This window comes from Pseudomonas sp. 5.2 (assembly GCF_059025405.1).
In genome coordinates this window covers 187191-203956 of sequence record NZ_JBYBHH010000010.1, presented here as the reverse complement: position 1 = coordinate 203956, position 16766 = coordinate 187191, and the positions used below count along the sequence as shown (strand labels likewise).

Annotated in this window: 21 protein-coding genes; 19 read left to right on the top strand and 2 right to left on the bottom strand. The window is 61.8% G+C overall.

Annotated features, from left to right (window positions below):
- Positions 1-133: 133 nt before the first annotated feature.
- Positions 134-850, top strand: coding sequence for a LuxR family transcriptional regulator (locus AC5PZ0_RS17100; protein ID WP_265969318.1), 717 nt, complete (start codon positions 134-136; stop codon positions 848-850).
- A 3-nt stretch (positions 851-853) separates the two neighbouring features.
- On the opposite strand, the gene AC5PZ0_RS17095 is transcribed toward AC5PZ0_RS17100, so the two are convergent.
- The gene (locus AC5PZ0_RS17095; RefSeq protein WP_027595536.1) at positions 854-1084 is read right to left on the bottom strand and encodes a hypothetical protein; all 231 of its coding nucleotides are present in this window, start codon (positions 1082-1084) and stop codon (positions 854-856) included.
- A gap of 138 nt (positions 1085-1222) precedes the next feature.
- On the opposite strand from AC5PZ0_RS17095, the gene AC5PZ0_RS17090 reads away from it, so the two are divergent.
- Positions 1223-1816 carry an acyl-homoserine-lactone synthase gene (locus AC5PZ0_RS17090; protein WP_027595537.1) on the top strand — a complete coding sequence of 198 codons (594 nt, stop codon included), beginning with the start codon at positions 1223-1225 and terminating at the stop codon, positions 1814-1816.
- Positions 1817-1939: 123 nt separating this feature from the next.
- Here AC5PZ0_RS17090 and suhB read toward each other — a convergent pair whose 3' ends face one another.
- Positions 1940-2758, bottom strand: coding sequence for a type III secretion system regulator SuhB (gene suhB, locus AC5PZ0_RS17085; RefSeq protein ID WP_027595538.1), 819 nt, complete (start codon positions 2756-2758; stop codon positions 1940-1942).
- A 151-nt stretch (positions 2759-2909) separates the two neighbouring features.
- Between suhB and trmJ the strand changes: the two genes are divergently transcribed.
- The 17 genes from trmJ (at position 2910) to AC5PZ0_RS17000 (ending at position 16765) form a co-directional block, all read left to right on the top strand.
- A complete protein-coding gene (gene trmJ / locus AC5PZ0_RS17080) occupies positions 2910-3665 on the top strand; it encodes a tRNA (cytosine(32)/uridine(32)-2'-O)-methyltransferase TrmJ (protein ID WP_027595539.1) in 756 nt (251 codons plus the stop codon).
- A 3-nt stretch (positions 3666-3668) separates the two neighbouring features.
- Complete coding sequence (cysE, locus tag AC5PZ0_RS17075; RefSeq protein ID WP_027595540.1) at positions 3669-4454, top strand: serine O-acetyltransferase; 786 nt, start codon at positions 3669-3671, stop codon at positions 4452-4454.
- Positions 4455-4633: 179 nt separating this feature from the next.
- Positions 4634-5125, top strand: a complete 492-nt coding sequence (gene iscR, locus AC5PZ0_RS17070; protein ID WP_027595541.1) for a Fe-S cluster assembly transcriptional regulator IscR — start codon at positions 4634-4636, stop codon at positions 5123-5125.
- Between the two features lie 47 nt (positions 5126-5172).
- Positions 5173-6387, top strand: coding sequence for an IscS subfamily cysteine desulfurase (locus tag AC5PZ0_RS17065; RefSeq protein ID WP_493855372.1), 1215 nt, complete (start codon positions 5173-5175; stop codon positions 6385-6387).
- 46 nt (positions 6388-6433) lie between these two features.
- Complete coding sequence (iscU, locus tag AC5PZ0_RS17060; RefSeq protein WP_003248539.1) at positions 6434-6820, top strand: Fe-S cluster assembly scaffold IscU; 387 nt, start codon at positions 6434-6436, stop codon at positions 6818-6820.
- Between the two features lie 28 nt (positions 6821-6848).
- Positions 6849-7172 (top strand): iron-sulfur cluster assembly protein IscA, encoded by a 324-nt coding sequence (gene iscA, locus AC5PZ0_RS17055; RefSeq protein WP_027595543.1) that lies wholly within the window; start codon positions 6849-6851, stop codon positions 7170-7172.
- 8 nt (positions 7173-7180) lie between these two features.
- On the top strand, positions 7181-7702 hold the full coding sequence (gene hscB, locus AC5PZ0_RS17050) for a co-chaperone HscB (protein ID WP_027595544.1): 522 nt from the start codon (positions 7181-7183) through the stop codon (positions 7700-7702).
- A gap of 42 nt (positions 7703-7744) precedes the next feature.
- Positions 7745-9607 carry a Fe-S protein assembly chaperone HscA gene (hscA, locus tag AC5PZ0_RS17045; protein ID WP_186675547.1) on the top strand — a complete coding sequence of 621 codons (1863 nt, stop codon included), beginning with the start codon at positions 7745-7747 and terminating at the stop codon, positions 9605-9607.
- A 3-nt stretch (positions 9608-9610) separates the two neighbouring features.
- On the top strand, positions 9611-9952 hold the full coding sequence (fdx, locus tag AC5PZ0_RS17040) for an ISC system 2Fe-2S type ferredoxin (protein WP_264310212.1): 342 nt from the start codon (positions 9611-9613) through the stop codon (positions 9950-9952).
- Positions 9953-9962: 10 nt separating this feature from the next.
- Complete coding sequence (iscX, locus tag AC5PZ0_RS17035) at positions 9963-10163, top strand: Fe-S cluster assembly protein IscX (RefSeq protein WP_024762959.1); 201 nt, start codon at positions 9963-9965, stop codon at positions 10161-10163.
- Positions 10164-10253: 90 nt separating this feature from the next.
- Complete coding sequence (ndk, locus tag AC5PZ0_RS17030; protein ID WP_012316140.1) at positions 10254-10679, top strand: nucleoside-diphosphate kinase; 426 nt, start codon at positions 10254-10256, stop codon at positions 10677-10679.
- Positions 10680-10707: 28 nt separating this feature from the next.
- Entirely contained in the window at positions 10708-11853 is a 1146-nt protein-coding gene (rlmN, locus tag AC5PZ0_RS17025) for a dual-specificity RNA methyltransferase RlmN (protein WP_027595547.1), read from the top strand.
- Between the two features lie 13 nt (positions 11854-11866).
- Positions 11867-12628 (top strand): type IV pilus biogenesis/stability protein PilW, encoded by a 762-nt coding sequence (gene pilW / locus AC5PZ0_RS17020; protein WP_493855371.1) that lies wholly within the window; start codon positions 11867-11869, stop codon positions 12626-12628.
- The gene (locus AC5PZ0_RS17015) at positions 12625-13656 is read left to right on the top strand and encodes a RodZ domain-containing protein (RefSeq protein ID WP_493855370.1); all 1032 of its coding nucleotides are present in this window, start codon (positions 12625-12627) and stop codon (positions 13654-13656) included. The genes pilW and AC5PZ0_RS17015 overlap by 4 nt, the downstream gene beginning before the upstream one ends.
- Positions 13657-13659: 3 nt before the next feature.
- A complete protein-coding gene (gene ispG / locus AC5PZ0_RS17010) occupies positions 13660-14769 on the top strand; it encodes a flavodoxin-dependent (E)-4-hydroxy-3-methylbut-2-enyl-diphosphate synthase (protein WP_027595550.1) in 1110 nt (369 codons plus the stop codon).
- A gap of 25 nt (positions 14770-14794) precedes the next feature.
- Entirely contained in the window at positions 14795-16084 is a 1290-nt protein-coding gene (hisS, locus tag AC5PZ0_RS17005; RefSeq protein ID WP_027595551.1) for a histidine--tRNA ligase, read from the top strand.
- A 39-nt stretch (positions 16085-16123) separates the two neighbouring features.
- On the top strand, positions 16124-16765 hold the full coding sequence (locus tag AC5PZ0_RS17000; protein ID WP_027595552.1) for a tetratricopeptide repeat protein: 642 nt from the start codon (positions 16124-16126) through the stop codon (positions 16763-16765).
- Position 16766: the final 1 nt, after the last annotated feature.

Genomic DNA, 16766 nt, shown 5'->3' with positions numbered 1-16766 from the left:
AGGCACAATTCGCACGTTGATTTCAAAGTGCCACGTAACTATCTTATCGACCCACCTGAATGAGGGAGTCGATATTCCCTCGCGTGTCGTCTCGCCATGAGACCACCGTCAAACGGTGCCTACGAGGAAGGGAATGGCCCTACTGGTAATGGATGAGCTGCTGAAACTCGGCGAAATGGAGCGCTTTGAGGACTGGCTGGCTCACCTGAAAATCCTGACCCGCAAGCTGGGTTACTCGAACTTTTTGATCGGCCTCAAACCTGCCCCCACGGACGCTTGTCAGCAGGTGCTGATCTACAGTGATTACCCCGATGCCTGGCGTACGCGTTACGACGCCGAGTCTTACGCGGCAGTCGACCCGGTCGTTCAGCATTGCCTGAACGCCAACCGGCCACTGCTGTGGAACCGCGACAACTATCGGGGGCCCTCAGAGTCGGAGTTCTTCGAAGAAGCCGCAGCGCACGGGTTGCAGCAAGGGCTGGCGCTGCCCCTGCATGGCCCGCGGGGCGAGGCGGGCATGCTGTGCCTCAAGCCGGATGAGAGCGGCGAGCAGGCGACTGCTGCAATGATCCAGTCCTTGCCCATGGCAACCCTGCTGCGCGATTACGCGATGGAAGGGATGCTCAGGGCGCGCATTGAATGCTCCGAACCTGTGCACCTGACCACCCGGGAGAAAGAGGTGCTGCAGTGGAGCGCGGCGGGCAAGACTACCTGGGAAATCTCGATGATCTTGTCGTGTACGACCTCGGCCATCGACTTCCACTTCAAGAACATCCGCCGCAAGTTCCAGGTCAGCTCACGCCAGATGGCGGTGCTCAAGGCCATCCAGCAGAAGTCGATCACGCCCTGAGTATCACTGTGGGCGTTGGGCCAGGTCGCTCTCCTCGAGGCGGCCGCTGAGGTACAGGCGCAGCAGAATGTATACCGGCGCAGGCACTTGGCTGGTGCATTCGATGCGGCTGGCGCAGGCCTGGCTGATGCCAAAGCGCGACCAGAACTCGGTCTGGCTCTGCTTGAGGCCCAGGCGCAGGCTGATGGCTTGATGGGCGACCTCGCGTACGGCGGAGGTATTGAGTAGCTTCATCCGGAATCCATCCTGCAAAAGCCGAAAAATTAACAAGCCCGAGTAACTTCGGCCACCTCCCAAATTAGGTAGGATTTTATTTATTCAGCGTGAATATACCGTGGGCGGCAACTCCAACCCCTGCCGGTATTTGCCCCTATGCTTATCTCCATTGATCGCCGCACTAACATCGACCCACAAGCGCTGAATGCGATGCACAAACTTCGGGCGCGTATTTTCAAGGTTAAAAAGATGTGGGACATCCCACTGATCAACGACATGGAAATCGACGGGTATGATGCGCTCGACCCCTATTACATGATCATCAACCGCGAGGACGAGGCGGGTTATGTGTGTGGCTGCTGGCGCATACTGCCGACGACCGGCCCTAACATGCTGGCGCACACCTTCCCAGAGCTGCTGCATGGGCACCCGGCGCCGTGCTCCGACGCGATCTGGGAGCTGAGCCGCTTCGCCATCGAGCTGCCGGACGGCAACCGGTTCGGCTTCTCCCAAGGCACCACGCAAGCGATTCACGCCATCGTCAACTACGCCATCAGTTGTGAGGTGAAACAGTTCGTCACGGTGACCACGGTGGGCGTCGAGAAGATGTTGATTCGCCTGGGCCTGGATATCAGTCGTTTCGGTCCGGCATTGCAAATTGGCGTTGAACGCGCGGTGGCACTGCGCATTGAATTGAATGATAAAACCACGGCGGCCTTGGAAGCGGCAATCAATAGCAACTGCCATTGAATAGACGCCGGGTGTATTCACGCTGACTTGCCATCAAGTTGTATGTCCCTTGCCATGCACAGCACACTTATAGCGCCCATAAAAAAAGCACCCCGAGGGGTGCTTTTTTAATACAGCCAGCGCTTAGCGCTTCATGCTCTCTGGCAGGTGCGGCTGAATAGCCGTCAATACTGCTTTGAAGCACTTGATGTTGCCGGCGACGATGTGGCCTTTGTCGAGGAAGTCGTGGCCACCGTTGAAGTCGCTTACCAGGCCGCCTGCTTCTTGAATCAGCAGTACGCCTGCAGCCATGTCCCACTCGGCCAGGCCCGACTCCCAGAAGGCATCGAAGCGGCCGGCGGCGACGTAGGCGAGGTCCAGGCTGGCGGAACCTGCGCGGCGGATGCCGGCGGTCTGGCCAGTCAGGGCGCGGAACATGCCCAGGTAGTTGTCCAGGTCGGCCATTTGGTTGTCACGGAACGGGAAGCCAGTACCCAGCAGGGCGCCTTCCAGGCTGGTGCGCGAGCTGACGCGCAGGCGACGGCCATTGAGCTGGGCGCCGCGGCCACGGCTGGCGGTGAATTCTTCCTGGCGAACCGGGTCGAGTACCACGGCGTGCTCGAGGCGACCACGGTATTTGCAGGCGATGCTGACGGCGAAGTGAGGGATGCCGCGCAGGAAGTTGGTGGTGCCGTCCAGCGGATCGATGATCCACAGGTAGTCCTTGCCTTCTTCGCCGGTGCCCGCGTGCATGCCGGTCTCTTCACCCTGGATGGAGTGGTTCGGGTAGGCTTTGCGCAGGGCGTCGACGATTTTCTGCTCGGCGGCGCGATCGACTTCGGAAACGTAGTCCTTGGCCTCTTTCTCATCGACCTTGATGCTATCCAGGCGTTCGATGGAGCGGAAAATCAGTTCACTGGCGCTGCGAGCGGCGCGCAGGGCGATATTCAGCATAGGCTGCATGGGCGGGTCACCTGGAGATGTTAAAGAAGAAAGCCGATCATTCTAGCAGAAATCTTTGACGGCAGAAGTGTCACATTTGCTTTCATGGCGTTACGTCCGTCGGTTCTGTAAGATCGAAGGCCCTGATATCAGCCTCTGAGAGCACAACACCGTGCTGCAAAATATTCGTGTTGTTCTGGTCAATACCAGCCACCCCGGCAACATCGGCGGCGCTGCACGTGCCATGAAAAACATGGGCTTGTCGCGCCTGGTGCTGGTGCAGCCGAAAGAGTTCCCTGCGGCCGAAGCCAGTGCGCGTGCCTCCGGTGCCGACGATGTGCTGAGCAATGCCCAGGTCGTCGACAGCCTTGAGCAGGCGTTGGTCGGCTGTAACCTGGTCATGGGCACCAGTGCCCGCGAGCGCAGTATCCCTTGGCCGTTGATCGGCCCTCGAGAATGCGGGGCCAAGGCCGTGGAGCATGCGCTGGGCGGCGAGGAAATCGCCTTGGTGTTCGGGCGTGAACACGCCGGCCTGACCAACGAAGAACTGCAGCGATGTCACTTCCACGTGCACATTCCCTCGAACCCCGACTTCAGCTCGCTGAATCTGGCCGCCGCTGTCCAGGTGCTCTCTTATGAGGTGCGCATGGCTTGGCTGGCGGCCGAGGATGCACCGGCCAAAGTCGAGAAGGTTGACGCCAGCGAGCTGGCGACCATGGACGAAATGGAGCTGTTCTATGACCACCTGGAAAAGACCCTGGTGGACATCGGCTTCCTCGACCCCGAGAAGCCCAAGCACCTGATGGCGCGCCTGCGCCGGTTGTATGGGCGAAGCTCGGTCGAGCGTCCGGAAATGAGCATTTTGCGCGGCATCCTCACCGAGACCCAGAAAGTGGCTCGGGGCGAACCGCATAAAAGGAAGGGCTGACAGATGTTCGAACGTCTGCGTGAAGATATTCAAAGCGTATTCCACCGTGACCCCGCCGCGCGCAATGCCTTCGAGGTACTGACCTGCTACCCGGGCATGCACGCCATCTGGCTGCACCGGTTGGGTAATGCCTTGTGGAAACGTGATTTCAAATGGCTGGCCCGGCTGGTGTCGAACTTCGGCCGCTGGATGACCGGGATCGAGATCCACCCCGGCGCCACCATCGGCCGCCGCTTCTTCATTGACCACGGCATGGGGATTGTCATCGGCGAGACCGCTGAGATTGGCGACGATGTCACCCTTTACCAGGGCGTCACCCTGGGCGGCACCAGCTGGAACAAAGGCAAGCGCCACCCAACCCTGGAAAACGGCGTGGTGGTAGGGGCGGGGGCCAAGGTACTGGGGCCGTTCACTGTCGGCGCCGGGGCCAAGATCGGCTCCAATGCGGTGGTGACCAAGGCTGTGCCGGCAGGGGCGACTGCCGTCGGTATCCCAGGGCGTATTATCGTCAAGAGCGAAGAGACCGAAGTCGAAGCCCGGCGCAAAGCCATGGCCGAGAAGATCGGCTTCGATGCCTACGGCGTCAGTGGCGACATGCCTGACCCGGTCGCGCGTGCCATCGGCCAGATGCTCGACCACCTGCAGGCGGTCGATGAGCGCCTGGAGGGCATGTGCGGTGCGCTGACCAAGATGGGTAGCGACTACTGCGCCAAGGAGTTGCCGGCGCTGCCGGAAGATGACTTCACCGAAGTTGCCCAGGTCGCCCAGCGCGACACTCAGTCGCATTGATCGCGCCGCGCTGAAATCATAGTGACATACGGGGCGTGTACGCACGCCCCTCGTCTGCTACAATCGCGGCCGCCTCCCGATGCAAAACCCGACTAAAGCAGTAGGTCTTATAGTTGACTTAAATGCTCGGGAATCGCATACTCGCTCACATCCTGTAACTCCCGTGGTACCCAATAGCCATGCGACTGACTACCAAAGGCCGATACGCCGTGACAGCCATGCTTGACCTGGCGTTGCACGCGCAGCATGGGCCGGTGTCTTTGGCCGACATTTCCGAGCGCCAGGGCATTTCCCTCTCTTATCTGGAGCAGCTGTTCGCCAAGCTGCGCCGCAGCAGCCTGGTATCCAGTGTGCGCGGTCCAGGCGGTGGCTATCAGCTGTCGCGGGGCATGGAAACCATCCAGGTGGCCCAGGTCATCGACGCGGTCAACGAATCGGTCGATGCCACCCGTTGCCAAGGCCTTGGGGATTGCCATGCCGGTGACACCTGCCTGACCCACCACTTGTGGTGCGATCTCAGCCAGCAGATCCATGAATTCCTCAGCGGCATCAGCCTGGCCGACCTCGTCAAGCGCCGTGAGGTGCAGGAAGTCGCCCAGCGCCAGGACCTGCGTCGTGTCGCAGGCCGATCCGCCCAGTTGGACAAGATTGAGACGTCCGCCGTCGACTGACCGTTATGACAGCGACGAGCGACGCCACCGCCTGATAGGAGATATCCATGAAGTTGCCGATCTACCTCGATTACTCCGCGACCACCCCGGTCGATCCCCGTGTCGCCCAGAAGATGGCTGACTGCCTGCTGGTTGACGGGAACTTCGGTAACCCGGCTTCGCGCTCCCACGTATTCGGCTGGAAAGCCGAAGAAGCGGTCGAGAACGGTCGTCGCCAGGTCGCCGAGCTGATCAACGCCGATCCGCGCGAAATCGTCTGGACCAGCGGTGCCACCGAGTCCGACAACCTCGCACTCAAAGGTGTCGCGCACTTCTATCAGACCAAGGGCAAGCACATCATCACCTCCAAGATCGAGCACAAGGCGGTCCTGGATACCGCTCGCCAGCTCGAGCGTGAAGGTTTCGAAGTCACCTACCTTGAGCCAGGCGAAGACGGCATCGTCACCCCGGCCATGGTCGAATCCGTGCTGCGCGACGACACCATTCTGGTCTCGCTGATGCACGTCAACAACGAAGTCGGCTCGATCAACGACATCGCCGCCATCGGTGAGCTGACCCGCGCCCGCGGCGTGCTGTTCCACGTCGATGCCGCCCAGTCGGCCGGCAAGGTCGAAATCGACCTGCAAAAACTGAAAGTCGACCTGATGTCGTTCTCGGCGCACAAGGTCTACGGCCCTAAAGGTATCGGCGCGCTGTACGTCAGCCGCAAGCCGCGTGTGCGTCTGGAAGCGATCATCCACGGTGGTGGCCATGAGCGCGGCATGCGTTCGGGTACCTTGCCGACTCACCAGATCGTCGGCATGGGCGAAGCCTTCGCCATTGCCAAGCAGGAAATGGCCAGCGAGAACGCTCGCATCAAGGCCCTGAGCGACCGCTTCTTCAAGCAGGTCTCGGACCTTGAAGAGCTGTACGTCAACGGCAGCCAGACTGCCCGCGTACCGCACAACCTGAACCTGAGCTTCAACTACGTCGAAGGCGAGTCGCTGCTGATGTCCCTGAAAGACATCGCCGTATCGTCCGGTTCGGCCTGTACCTCCGCTTCGCTCGAGCCGTCGTATGTACTGCGCGCTCTGGGCCGTAACGACGAGCTGGCGCACAGCTCGATCCGCTTCTCCTTCGGCCGCTTCACCACCGAAGAAGAAGTCGACTACGCCGCGCAGAAAGTCTGCGAGGCCGTTAACAAACTGCGTGAGCTGTCGCCGCTGTGGGACATGTACAAAGACGGCGTTGACATCTCCAAGATCGAGTGGGCCGCCCACTAAGCAGTCGCCGGCAAGAGCGGCTCCCTGATGAGGAAGGAATTGCACCATGGCATACAGTGAAAAGGTCATCGACCACTACGAAAACCCGCGCAACGTCGGCAAGATGAATGCCGAAGACCCGGACGTCGGTACCGGCATGGTCGGCGCGCCGGCCTGCGGTGACGTGATGCGCCTGCAGATCAAGGTCAACGAGCAGGGCGTCATCGAAGACGCCAAGTTCAAGACCTACGGCTGCGGTTCGGCTATCGCTTCCAGCTCCCTCGCCACCGAGTGGATGAAGGGCAAGACCCTGGACGAAGCTGAAACCATCAAGAACACCCAGCTGGCTGAAGAACTGGCGTTGCCGCCGGTCAAGATCCACTGCTCGGTACTCGCCGAGGATGCCATCAAGGCAGCCGTTCGCGATTACAAGCAGAAGAAAGGCTTGATCTAAGTCGCCTGTTGCGAGGTAAGGAGTTCTGATGGCTATCAGCATGACAGAAGCCGCCGCCAACCACGTGCGGCGTTCCCTGGAAGGGCGCGGCAAGGGTGAAGGCATTCGCCTGGCCGTACGCACCACCGGCTGTTCGGGCCTGGCCTATGTGCTGGAGTTCGTCGACGAAGTGGCGGGCGAAGACCAGGTATTCGAGAACCACGGCGTGAAGGTCATCATCGACCCGAAAAGCCTGGTGTACCTCGATGGCACCGAGCTCGACTTCGTCAAGGAAGGGTTGAACGAAGGCTTCAAGTTCAACAACCCCAACGTGCGCGGTGAGTGTGGCTGCGGCGAAAGCTTCAACGTCTGAGGCTGGCTGTGGGTACTCCTTGTCATTACGCTCTGTTTGATCTCCAGCCGTGCTTCCGGCTGGACCTCGACAAGCTGGCCACTCGCTACCGCGAGCTGGCCCGCGAGGTCCATCCTGACCGTTTTGCCGACGCTTCCGAGCGCGAGCAGCGGGTAGCCCTGGAGAAGTCCGCGGCCCTCAACGACGCCTACCAGACGCTGCGCAGTGCGCCGCGCCGAGCCCGCTACTTGCTGGCAATCGGTGGCCACGAAGTGCCCCAGGAAGTCACGGTCCATGACCCCGACTTCCTGCTGCAGCAGATGCAGTGGCGCGAAGAGCTCGAAGAGCTGCAGGACGAAGCCGACCTCGATGGTGTTGCCGTGTTCAAGAAGCGCCTCAAGGGTGCGCAGGACACGCTGAACGAGGATTTCGCCGCCTGCTGGGATGTGCCTGCCGAGCGCGAGAAGGCCGAACGCCTGATGCGCCGCATGCAGTTCCTCGACAAGCTCGCCCAAGAAGTGCGCCAACTGGAAGAGCGCCTCGACGATTAACCCGGCGTTGCCCGTGATGACGCCTAAGGTATTCAGATAAGCATGGCCCTACTGCAGATCGCCGAACCCGGTCAAAGCCCTCAGCCGCACCAGCGCCGCCTGGCGGTGGGTATCGACCTGGGTACCACCAATTCTCTGGTCGCTGCCGTTCGCAGCGGTCGCAGCGAGCCCCTGCCTGATGTGCAGGGTAATGTCATTTTGCCGTCTGCGGTGCGCTACCTCGAAGGGCGCAGCGAAGTCGGGCAGGCTGCGCGCGATGCCGCTTCCAGCGACCCTTTGAACACCGTGCTGTCGGTAAAGCGCCTGATGGGGCGCGGCCTGGCCGACGTCAAGCAGTTGGGCGAGCAGCTGCCGTACCGCTTCATTGGCGGCGAGTCGCACATGCCGTTCATCGATACCGTCCAAGGGCCGAAAAGCCCGGTGGAAGTGTCGGCCGACATCCTCAAGGTGCTGCGCGAACGCGCCGAGCAAACCCTCGGTGGCGACTTGGTGGGGGCGGTGATTACCGTGCCAGCCTATTTCGACGACGCCCAGCGCCAAGCGACCAAGGATGCCGCGCGCCTGGCCGGCCTCAATGTGTTGCGCCTGCTCAACGAGCCAACCGCAGCGGCCGTGGCCTATGGCCTGGACCAAAACGCCGAAGGCGTGGTGGCTATCTATGACCTGGGCGGCGGTACGTTCGATATCTCCATCCTGCGCCTGACGGCCGGTGTGTTTGAAGTGCTGGCCACCGGTGGCGACACCGCCCTGGGCGGCGATGATTTCGACCACGCGATTGCCGGTTGGATCATTGAACAGGCTGGGCTGTCTTCCGACCTCGACCCGGGTACCCAGCGCCAGCTGCTGCAGGCCGCCTGCGCCGCCAAGGAAGCCCTGACCGACGCCGACGTGGTCAGCGTCAGCCACGGTGCCTGGCAGGGTGAGCTCAGCCGGGCCGCCTTCGATGCCATGATCGAGCCGCTGATCGCTCGCAGCCTCAAAGCCTGCCGCCGCGCCGTGCGCGACAGCGGTGTCGAGCTGGAAGAAGTGGGTGCAGTGGTCATGGTCGGTGGTTCGACCCGCGTTCCACGCGTGCGTGACGCTGTTGGCACACTGTTCGGCCGTACCCCGTTGACCTCGATCGACCCTGACCAGGTGGTGGCCATCGGTGCTGCCATTCAGGCCGACACCCTGGCTGGCAACCGCCGCGAAGGTGGCGAGTTGCTGCTGCTCGACGTCATCCCGCTGTCCCTGGGCCTTGAGACCATGGGCGGGTTGATGGAGAAGGTGATCCCGCGCAACACCACCATTCCGGTGGCGCGTGCGCAAGAGTTCACCACCTATAAAGATGGCCAGTCGGCCATGATGATTCACGTCCTGCAAGGCGAGCGCGAGCTGATCAGCGACTGCCGCTCGCTGGCGCGCTTCGAGCTGCGCGGCATCCCGGCCATGGTCGCCGGTGCGGCGAAAATCCGCGTGACCTTCCAGGTCGATGCTGATGGCCTGCTCAGCGTCGCTGCCCGTGAACTGGGCTCGGGCGTCGAAGCCAGCATTCAGGTCAAGCCGTCCTACGGCCTGACCGACGGTGAGATCGCCCGCATGCTCAAGGATTCGTTCGAGCACGCAGGCAGCGACAAGCAGGCCCGTCAGTTGCGTGAACACCAGGTTGACGGTGAGCGCCTGCTCGAAGCGGTACAGGGCGCCTTGGACGCCGACGGCGAACGCTTGCTCAGCAGCGAAGAGCGCGAAGCCATCGAATTCCAGATGCAAGAACTACGTGATTTGCTGACCGGCACCGATGGCCCCGCCATCGAGCAACAGACCAAGCGTCTGTCGCAGGTGACCGATGCATTTGCCGCCCGTCGCCTTGATTCGACGGTCAAAGCCGCACTGGCCGGGCGCAACCTGAATGAGATCGAGGAGTAACCGATGCCGCTGGTGACATTCCTGCCGCACGAGAAGTTCTGCCCAGAAGGGCTGACCGTGGAGGTACCGACCGGGACCAACATCCTGGAGCTGGCCCACGATCATCACATCGAGATGGAAAGCGCCTGCGGTGGCGTCAAGGCCTGTACTACCTGCCACTGCATTGTTCGCAAAGGTTTCGACTCGCTCGAGGAAGCCGACGAGCTCGAAGAGGACATGCTGGACAAGGCCTGGGGCCTGGAGGCCCAGTCGCGCCTCGGCTGCCAGGTGGTCGTCGGTGATGAAGACCTGACCATCGAGATCCCCAAGTATTCGCTTAACCACGCTGCCGAAGCGCCCCACTGAGGATTTTTGCATGAGTCTGAAATGGGTTGATGTACTTGAGATCGCCATCCAGCTTGCAGAAAGCAAGCCGGACGTCGATCCTCGTTATGTGAATTTCGTCGATCTGCACCGCTGGGTGCTGGCATTGCCAGAGTTCAGCGACGATCCGTCACGCGGCGGTGAGAAAGTGCTCGAGGCCATCCAGGCGGCCTGGATTGATGAAGCCGACTAAGCGCGTCGCTGCAGGTTAGGCAATCCCCTGAAACCCGCGTATAATTCGCGGGTTTAATTTTTCGCAACACTCATATTTCTGGAGTTTTCCATGGCTGTTCAACGTACTTTCTCGATCATCAAGCCTGACGCAGTTGCCAAAAACGTCATCGGCAAGATCACCACTCGCTTCGAAGAAGCTGGCCTGAAAATCGTTGCCTCGAAAATCAAGCAACTGTCCAAAGCCGAAGCCGAAGGCTTCTACGCTGAGCACAGCGAGCGCGGCTTCTTCGGCGACCTGGTTGCCTTCATGACTTCCGGCCCGGTTGTTGTTCAGGTTCTGGAAGGCGAAAACGCCATCGCTCTGAACCGTGAGCTGATGGGCGCTACCAACCCTAAAGAAGCTGCTGCCGGCACCATCCGTGCTGACTTCGCCGAGTCGATCGACGCCAACGCCGTTCACGGTTCGGACTCCGAAGCTGCTGCTGCTCGCGAAATCGCTTACTTCTTCGCTGCTACCGAGGTAACCACTCGCTAAGCGAAAGCTTACGGGTGAGGGTGAATCCATGACGACATCTACTGGCAAAATCAACCTGTTGGGCCTGACCCAGCCGGAAATGGAACAATTCTTCGACTCTATAGGGGAGAAGCGCTTCCGTGCCGGCCAGGTGATGAAATGGATTCACCATTTTGGCGTCGATGATTTCGCCGCCATGACGAACGTCGGCAAGGCCTTGCGCGAAAAGCTCGAGGCTGTTGCCGAAATTCGCCCACCGGAAGTGGTCAGTGAAGACATTTCCGCCGACGGCACCCGTAAATGGGTGATCCGCGTTGCCTCTGGCAGCTGCGTCGAGACCGTCTACATTCCTACCGACGACCGCGGCACGCTGTGCGTATCGTCGCAAGCCGGCTGCGCCCTGGACTGCAGTTTCTGCTCCACCGGCAAGCAAGGCTTCAACAGCAACCTCACCGCCGCCGAAGTGATTGGCCAGGTGTGGCTTGCCAACAAATCTTTCGGGACCGTCCCGGCCAAAGTCGACCGCGCGATTACCAACGTGGTCATGATGGGCATGGGCGAGCCTTTGCTGAACTTCGACAATGTCATCGCCGCCATGAAGATCATGATGGATGACCTGGGCTATGGCATTTCCAAGCGTCGCGTCACCTTGTCCACCTCGGGCGTGGTGCCGATGATCGACGAACTGGCCAAGCACATCGACGTGTCGCTGGCCCTGTCGCTGCACGCGCCGAACGACGAGCTGCGTAACCAGCTGGTGCCGATCAACAAGAAGTACCCGCTGAAGGTGCTGCTGGAGTCGTGCATGGGCTACATGGCCACCCTGGGTGGCAAGCGCGTGTTGACGGTCGAGTACACCCTGCTCAAGGACGTGAACGACCAGCCTGAACATGCTGCGCAGATGATCGAACTGCTGCGCGACGTGCCGTGCAAGATCAACCTGATCCCGTTCAACCCGTTCCCGCATTCCGGTTACGAGCGGCCGAGCAACAACGCCATCCGCCGCTTCCAGGACCTGCTCCACCACGGTGGTTTCAACGTCACCACCCGTACCACCCGTGGCGAAGACATCGACGCCGCCTGTGGTCAGCTGGTCGGCCAGGTCAACGACCGTACCCGCCGCAGTGAGCGCTACATCGCCGTGCGCCAGCTCTCTGCCGACGCCGAGCTGCAAGACAGCGCCGCGCGCCACTGACCGAGAACTCGCCATGACCCTGCGCGCCGCGCTGTCGATCCTTGCGCTTTTGCTGCTGGCCGGCTGCGTGTCGGGCGGCGCAGGTGACCCGCTGGCCAGCCGCCAAGGGCGGCAAGAGGCGGGCAGGGCGTATGTGCAGTTGGGGCTTGGCTATTTGCAACAAGGCTTGACCGAACAGGCGAAGGCCCCGCTGGGCAAGGCGCTTGCCCTGGACGCCAGCGATGCCGGCGCGCATGCGGCGCTGGCGCTGGTGTTTCAGGCTGAAGGTGAGCCGGCCCTGGCCGAGCAGCACTTTCAAAAAGCCTTGCAGGCACGCCCTGACGACACGCGAATTCGCAACAACTACGGCAGTTTCCTTTATGCTCAGGGGCGATTTGCCGAGGCCAAGCAGATGTTTCGCCTGGCCAGTGCCGATACCCTGTATCCTGAGCGCTCACGCGTGTACGAGAACCTTGGCTTGACCGCCCTGAAGCTCGAGCGTCGAGACCAGGCGCACGCCTATCTGCTCAAAGCGTTGCAACTCAACCCACGGCAACCCAAGGCGTTGCTGGAAATGGCTGAGTTGTCCTACGAAAACAGGCATTATGTGCCGTCCCTGGACTACTACGATCGTTTCAGCCAGTTGAGCGACCACGACGCCCGTAGCCTCCTGCTGGGCAGCCGCCTTGCCCGGGTGTTCGACGAGCAGGGCACATTGGCCAATTTGGGCCAGCAATTACAACGACTTTATCCCGGTACGCCGGAATATCAGCAATACCTGTCGGAGCAACGATGAACGCCGCGCATCCCGAAGTAGCAGTAGCGCCTGGCCAGAACCCCGGTGAGCTTTTGCGTCAGGCCCGTGAGAAGCGGGACTGGTCACAAGCCGAGGTGGCCCGCAAGCTCAACCTCACTGTCAGTTCGTTGAACCACGTTGAAACCGGCGCCTTCGACAAGTTGCCCGGGCACACGTTCGCCCGTGGCTATATCCGCGCCTACGCCAAACTGATGGACCTGGACCAAGCCACGCTGGTCGAGGCCTTCGACCGTTACACCGGCACCCACGCCAAAGGCAGCGAAGTGCATTCGCTGGGCCGCATCGAAGAGCCTGTACGCCTGTCGCACAATATCCTGCGCGGCGTCAGCCTGTTGCTGCTGGTGGCGGTGGTCGGTGGCGGCTTCGTGTGGTGGCAGGACCAAGGCAGCCTGCGTGGCAAGGACCTGGCCAAGATCGCCCTGGAGCACGTCGAAGTCGAGAGCGCCGACGGCACCACGCAGATTCACCCGCTGGACGAGCCTGAAGACCAGGCCGTGAGCGCCGGCCAGCAACCCGAGAGCGCCCCGTTGCCGCTGGAGCAGCCCGCAGGTGAACAGTCGGCCGCCGCTGCCGAGCAAGCACCCGCCGGCGCTGCGCAGCCCCCTGCAGCAACCGTAACACCAGCCCCCGCTCTGCAGCCCCAAGCGGCCACCGCAGCCACTGCGCCAACGCCTGCGCCTGCTCCGGCAGCGCCGGCTGCAACCGCGCCCGTGGCTGCCGCGCCCGCTGCCACTGTGCCCGCCGCGCCCATCGCAGTGCCGGCCGGTAGCGCCAGTGTCTCGATTCAGTTCAGCGCCAATTGCTGGACCCAAGTCAACGACGGCAATGGCAAGGTGCTGTTCAGCGGCGTCAAGCGCAAGGGCGACAACCTCGAGCTGACCGGCAAGCCGCCGTTCGCGGTACGCCTGGGCTTTGCCCGTGGCGCGCAGGTCAGCTACAACGGCCAGGCCGTCGATGTTGCTCCGTTTACAAGCGGCGAGACTGCTCGCCTGAAGTTGGGACAGTAAGTCATGCACGGCGAATCTCCGATCAAACGTCGCGAATCCCGCAAAATCTGGGTCGGCAATGTGCCGGTGGGTGGTGATGCGCCCATCGCGGTACAAAGCATGACCAACACCGACACCAACGATGTCGATGCCACCGTCGGGCAGATCCAGCGCCTGGTGGATGCCGGTGTCGACATCGTGCGTGTCTCGGTGCCAGACATGGACGCCGCCGAGGCCTTCGGCCGCATCAAGCAACGGGTCAGCGTGCCGCTGGTTGCCGACATTCACTTCGACTACAAGATCGCCTTGCGTGTGGCCGAACTGGGCGTCGACTGCCTGCGCATCAACCCGGGCAACATCGGCCGTGAAGACCGTGTGCGTGCCGTGGTCGATGCGGCCCGCGACCGCGGTATCCCGATCCGTATCGGCGTCAACGCAGGCTCCCTGGAAAAGGACCTGCAGAAGAAGTACGGCGAACCGACCCCAGCCGCGCTGGTCGAGTCGGCGCTGCGCCATGTCGAGCACCTGGACCGCCTGGACTTCCAGGACTTCAAAGTCAGCGTCAAGGCCTCCGACGTGTTCATGGCCGTCGAAGCCTACCGCCTATTGGCCAAGCAGATCATCCAGCCCCTGCACCTGGGCATCACCGAAGCCGGTGGCCTGCGCTCGGGGACAGTGAAATCCGCCGTCGGCCTCGGTATGCTGCTGGCCGAAGGCATCGGCGATACCATTCGTATCTCGCTGGCTGCTGACCCGGTCGAGGAAGTGAAAGTCGGTTACGACATCCTCAAGTCGCTGCACCTGCGTTCGCGTGGCATCAACTTCATCGCCTGCCCAAGCTGCTCGCGGCAGAACTTCGATGTGGTCAAGACCATGAACGAGCTGGAAGGGCGCCTGGAAGACCTGTTGGTGCCGCTGGACGTCGCGGTGATCGGTTGCGTGGTCAACGGCCCCGGCGAAGCCAAGGAAGCCCACGTAGGGCTGACCGGCGGTACGCCGAACCTGATCTACATCGACGGCAAGCCGGCGCAGAAGCTGACCAATGACAACCTGGTCGATGAGCTCGAAAAGCTCATCCGCCAGAAAGCGGCCGAAAAGGTCGAAGCCGACGCGGCGCTGATCGCCCGTGGCTGACACACAGAATTCGTAAGGACTTTTCGTGAGCAAATCGCTGCAAGCCATCCGTGGCATGAACGACATCCTGCCTGAACAGTCGCCACTGTGGCGCTACTTCGAGGGCACCGTGGCCGGCCTGCTGGACACCTACGGGTACAGCCAGATCCGCACGCCGATCGTCGAGTTCACCGAGCTGTTCAAGCGCTCCATCGGTGAAGTGACCGACATCGTCGAAAAAGAGATGTACACCTTCGAGGACCGCAACGGCGATTCGCTCACCCTGCGCCCCGAAGGCACTGCCGCCTGTGTGCGTGCCGTGCTGGAACATGGCATCACCGGCAACGGCCAGGTGCAGAAACTCTGGTACATCGGCCAGATGTTCCGCCACGAGCGCCCGCAAAAAGGCCGCTACCGCCAGTTCCACCAGATCGGCGTAGAAGTGTTCAACCTTGACGGGCCGGACATCGACGCCGAACTGATCATGCTGACCTGGCGCCTGTGGGGCCTGCTGGGCATCCAGGACGCGGTCAAGCTCGAGCTCAACAGCCTGGGTACCAGCGAAGCCCGTGCCCGCTACCGTGATGCGCTGGTCGAGTTCCTCTCGGCACGCCTCGAGCAGTTGGACGAAGACAGCCAGCGTCGCCTGAAGAGCAACCCGCTGCGCATCCTCGACAGCAAGGACCAGAACACCCAGGCGGTGCTGGTTGGCGCGCCGAAGCTCGAAGATTACCTGGACGAAGAATCCCGCGTGCACTTCGAGGGCCTCAAGGCCCGTCTGGAGGCTGCCGGTATTCCGTTCGTGATCAACACCAAGCTGGTGCGTGGCCTGGACTACTACAGCAAGACCGTGTTCGAGTGGGTCACCGACAAGCTCGGCGCCCAGGGCACTGTCTGCGCCGGTGGCCGCTACGACGGCCTGGTCGAGCAGATGGGCGGCAAGCCGACCACCGGCGTTGGTTTCGCCATGGGTATCGAGCGCCTGATTCTGCTGCTGGAGACCCTGGGCAAGGTGCCCGAGTCGATCAGCCGTCAGGTCGATGTCTACCTCTGCGCCTTCGGCGAACAGGCCGAGCTGGCTGGCCTGCGCCTGTCCGAACGCCTGCGTGATCGTCTGCCGGGCCTGCGCCTGGTGGTCAACGCTGGGGGTGGCAGCTTCAAGAGCCAGTTCAAGAAAGCCGACAAGAGCGGCGCGCTGTTCGCCCTGATTCTTGGCGACGACGAGCTGGCCCAGCAAGCGATCGGCTTCAAGCCCCTGCGTGGTCAGGGCGAACAACAGAACATTGCCTGGGATGCTCTGGCTGAGCACCTGGAAACCGCGGTCGCACAGGCGTAACGCGGTCCAACAAGCGAATAGGCGAAAAGGAGTATTGGGGTGTCGAGTACCGATGATGATGACCTGGCAGGGGTCAAGGACTGGTGGAACCGCAACGGCAAGCCGCTGCTGACGGGCGCGTTGCTGGCCGGTGTGGTGGTACTGGGCTGGAATACCTGGCACAAGTACCAGAACAACCAGTCGCAAGGTGCCTCGCAGCTGTACCAGGCTTTGCTTGAAACCAGCCTGACGCCGAGTGGCCAGCCTGACGCAACCAAGGTCGCGGAACTGGCCGGCAAGCTCAAGAGCGAGTTCGGTGGTACCGCCTACGCCCAGTACGGCAGCCTGTTCGTGGCCAAGGTCGCGGTCGAGAGCGGCAAGCTCGACGACGCCGCTGCCGAGCTCAAAGCTGTGTTGGACAAGCCAGCCGATGCCACCCTGGGCGAGATCTCGCGCCAGCGCCTGGCCCGTGTACTGGCTGCCCAGGACAAGGCCGAAGAGGCACTCAAGCTGCTCGACGGCGACGCCGACAAGGCGTTCCTGGCCAGCCGCGAAGAATTGAAGGGTGACCTGCTGGTGCAGCTGGGTCGCGCCGACGATGCTCACAGCGCTTATGAGAAAGCCAAGGCCTCGCTGTCGGATGAAGCAGCGGTCGGTGGCCTGCAACTGAAGCTGGATGACTTGGCCAAAGGGGACGCGTGAC

Coding starts and splice junctions, on each gene's coding strand:
- AC5PZ0_RS17100 (WP_265969318.1), top strand. CDS start 134: ATGGCCCTACTGGTAATGGATGAGCTGCTGAAACTCGGCGAAATGGAG.
- AC5PZ0_RS17095 (WP_027595536.1), bottom strand. CDS start 1,084: ATGAAGCTACTCAATACCTCCGCCGTACGCGAGGTCGCCCATCAAGCC.
- AC5PZ0_RS17090 (WP_027595537.1), top strand. CDS start 1,223: ATGCTTATCTCCATTGATCGCCGCACTAACATCGACCCACAAGCGCTG.
- suhB (WP_027595538.1), bottom strand. CDS start 2,758: ATGCAGCCTATGCTGAATATCGCCCTGCGCGCCGCTCGCAGCGCCAGT.
- cysE (WP_027595540.1), top strand. CDS start 3,669: ATGTTCGAACGTCTGCGTGAAGATATTCAAAGCGTATTCCACCGTGAC.
- iscR (WP_027595541.1), top strand. CDS start 4,634: ATGCGACTGACTACCAAAGGCCGATACGCCGTGACAGCCATGCTTGAC.
- AC5PZ0_RS17065 (WP_493855372.1), top strand. CDS start 5,173: ATGAAGTTGCCGATCTACCTCGATTACTCCGCGACCACCCCGGTCGAT.
- iscU (WP_003248539.1), top strand. CDS start 6,434: ATGGCATACAGTGAAAAGGTCATCGACCACTACGAAAACCCGCGCAAC.
- iscA (WP_027595543.1), top strand. CDS start 6,849: ATGGCTATCAGCATGACAGAAGCCGCCGCCAACCACGTGCGGCGTTCC.
- hscA (WP_186675547.1), top strand. CDS start 7,745: ATGGCCCTACTGCAGATCGCCGAACCCGGTCAAAGCCCTCAGCCGCAC.
- fdx (WP_264310212.1), top strand. CDS start 9,611: ATGCCGCTGGTGACATTCCTGCCGCACGAGAAGTTCTGCCCAGAAGGG.
- iscX (WP_024762959.1), top strand. CDS start 9,963: ATGAGTCTGAAATGGGTTGATGTACTTGAGATCGCCATCCAGCTTGCA.
- ndk (WP_012316140.1), top strand. CDS start 10,254: ATGGCTGTTCAACGTACTTTCTCGATCATCAAGCCTGACGCAGTTGCC.
- rlmN (WP_027595547.1), top strand. CDS start 10,708: ATGACGACATCTACTGGCAAAATCAACCTGTTGGGCCTGACCCAGCCG.
- pilW (WP_493855371.1), top strand. CDS start 11,867: ATGACCCTGCGCGCCGCGCTGTCGATCCTTGCGCTTTTGCTGCTGGCC.
- AC5PZ0_RS17015 (WP_493855370.1), top strand. CDS start 12,625: ATGAACGCCGCGCATCCCGAAGTAGCAGTAGCGCCTGGCCAGAACCCC.
- ispG (WP_027595550.1), top strand. CDS start 13,660: ATGCACGGCGAATCTCCGATCAAACGTCGCGAATCCCGCAAAATCTGG.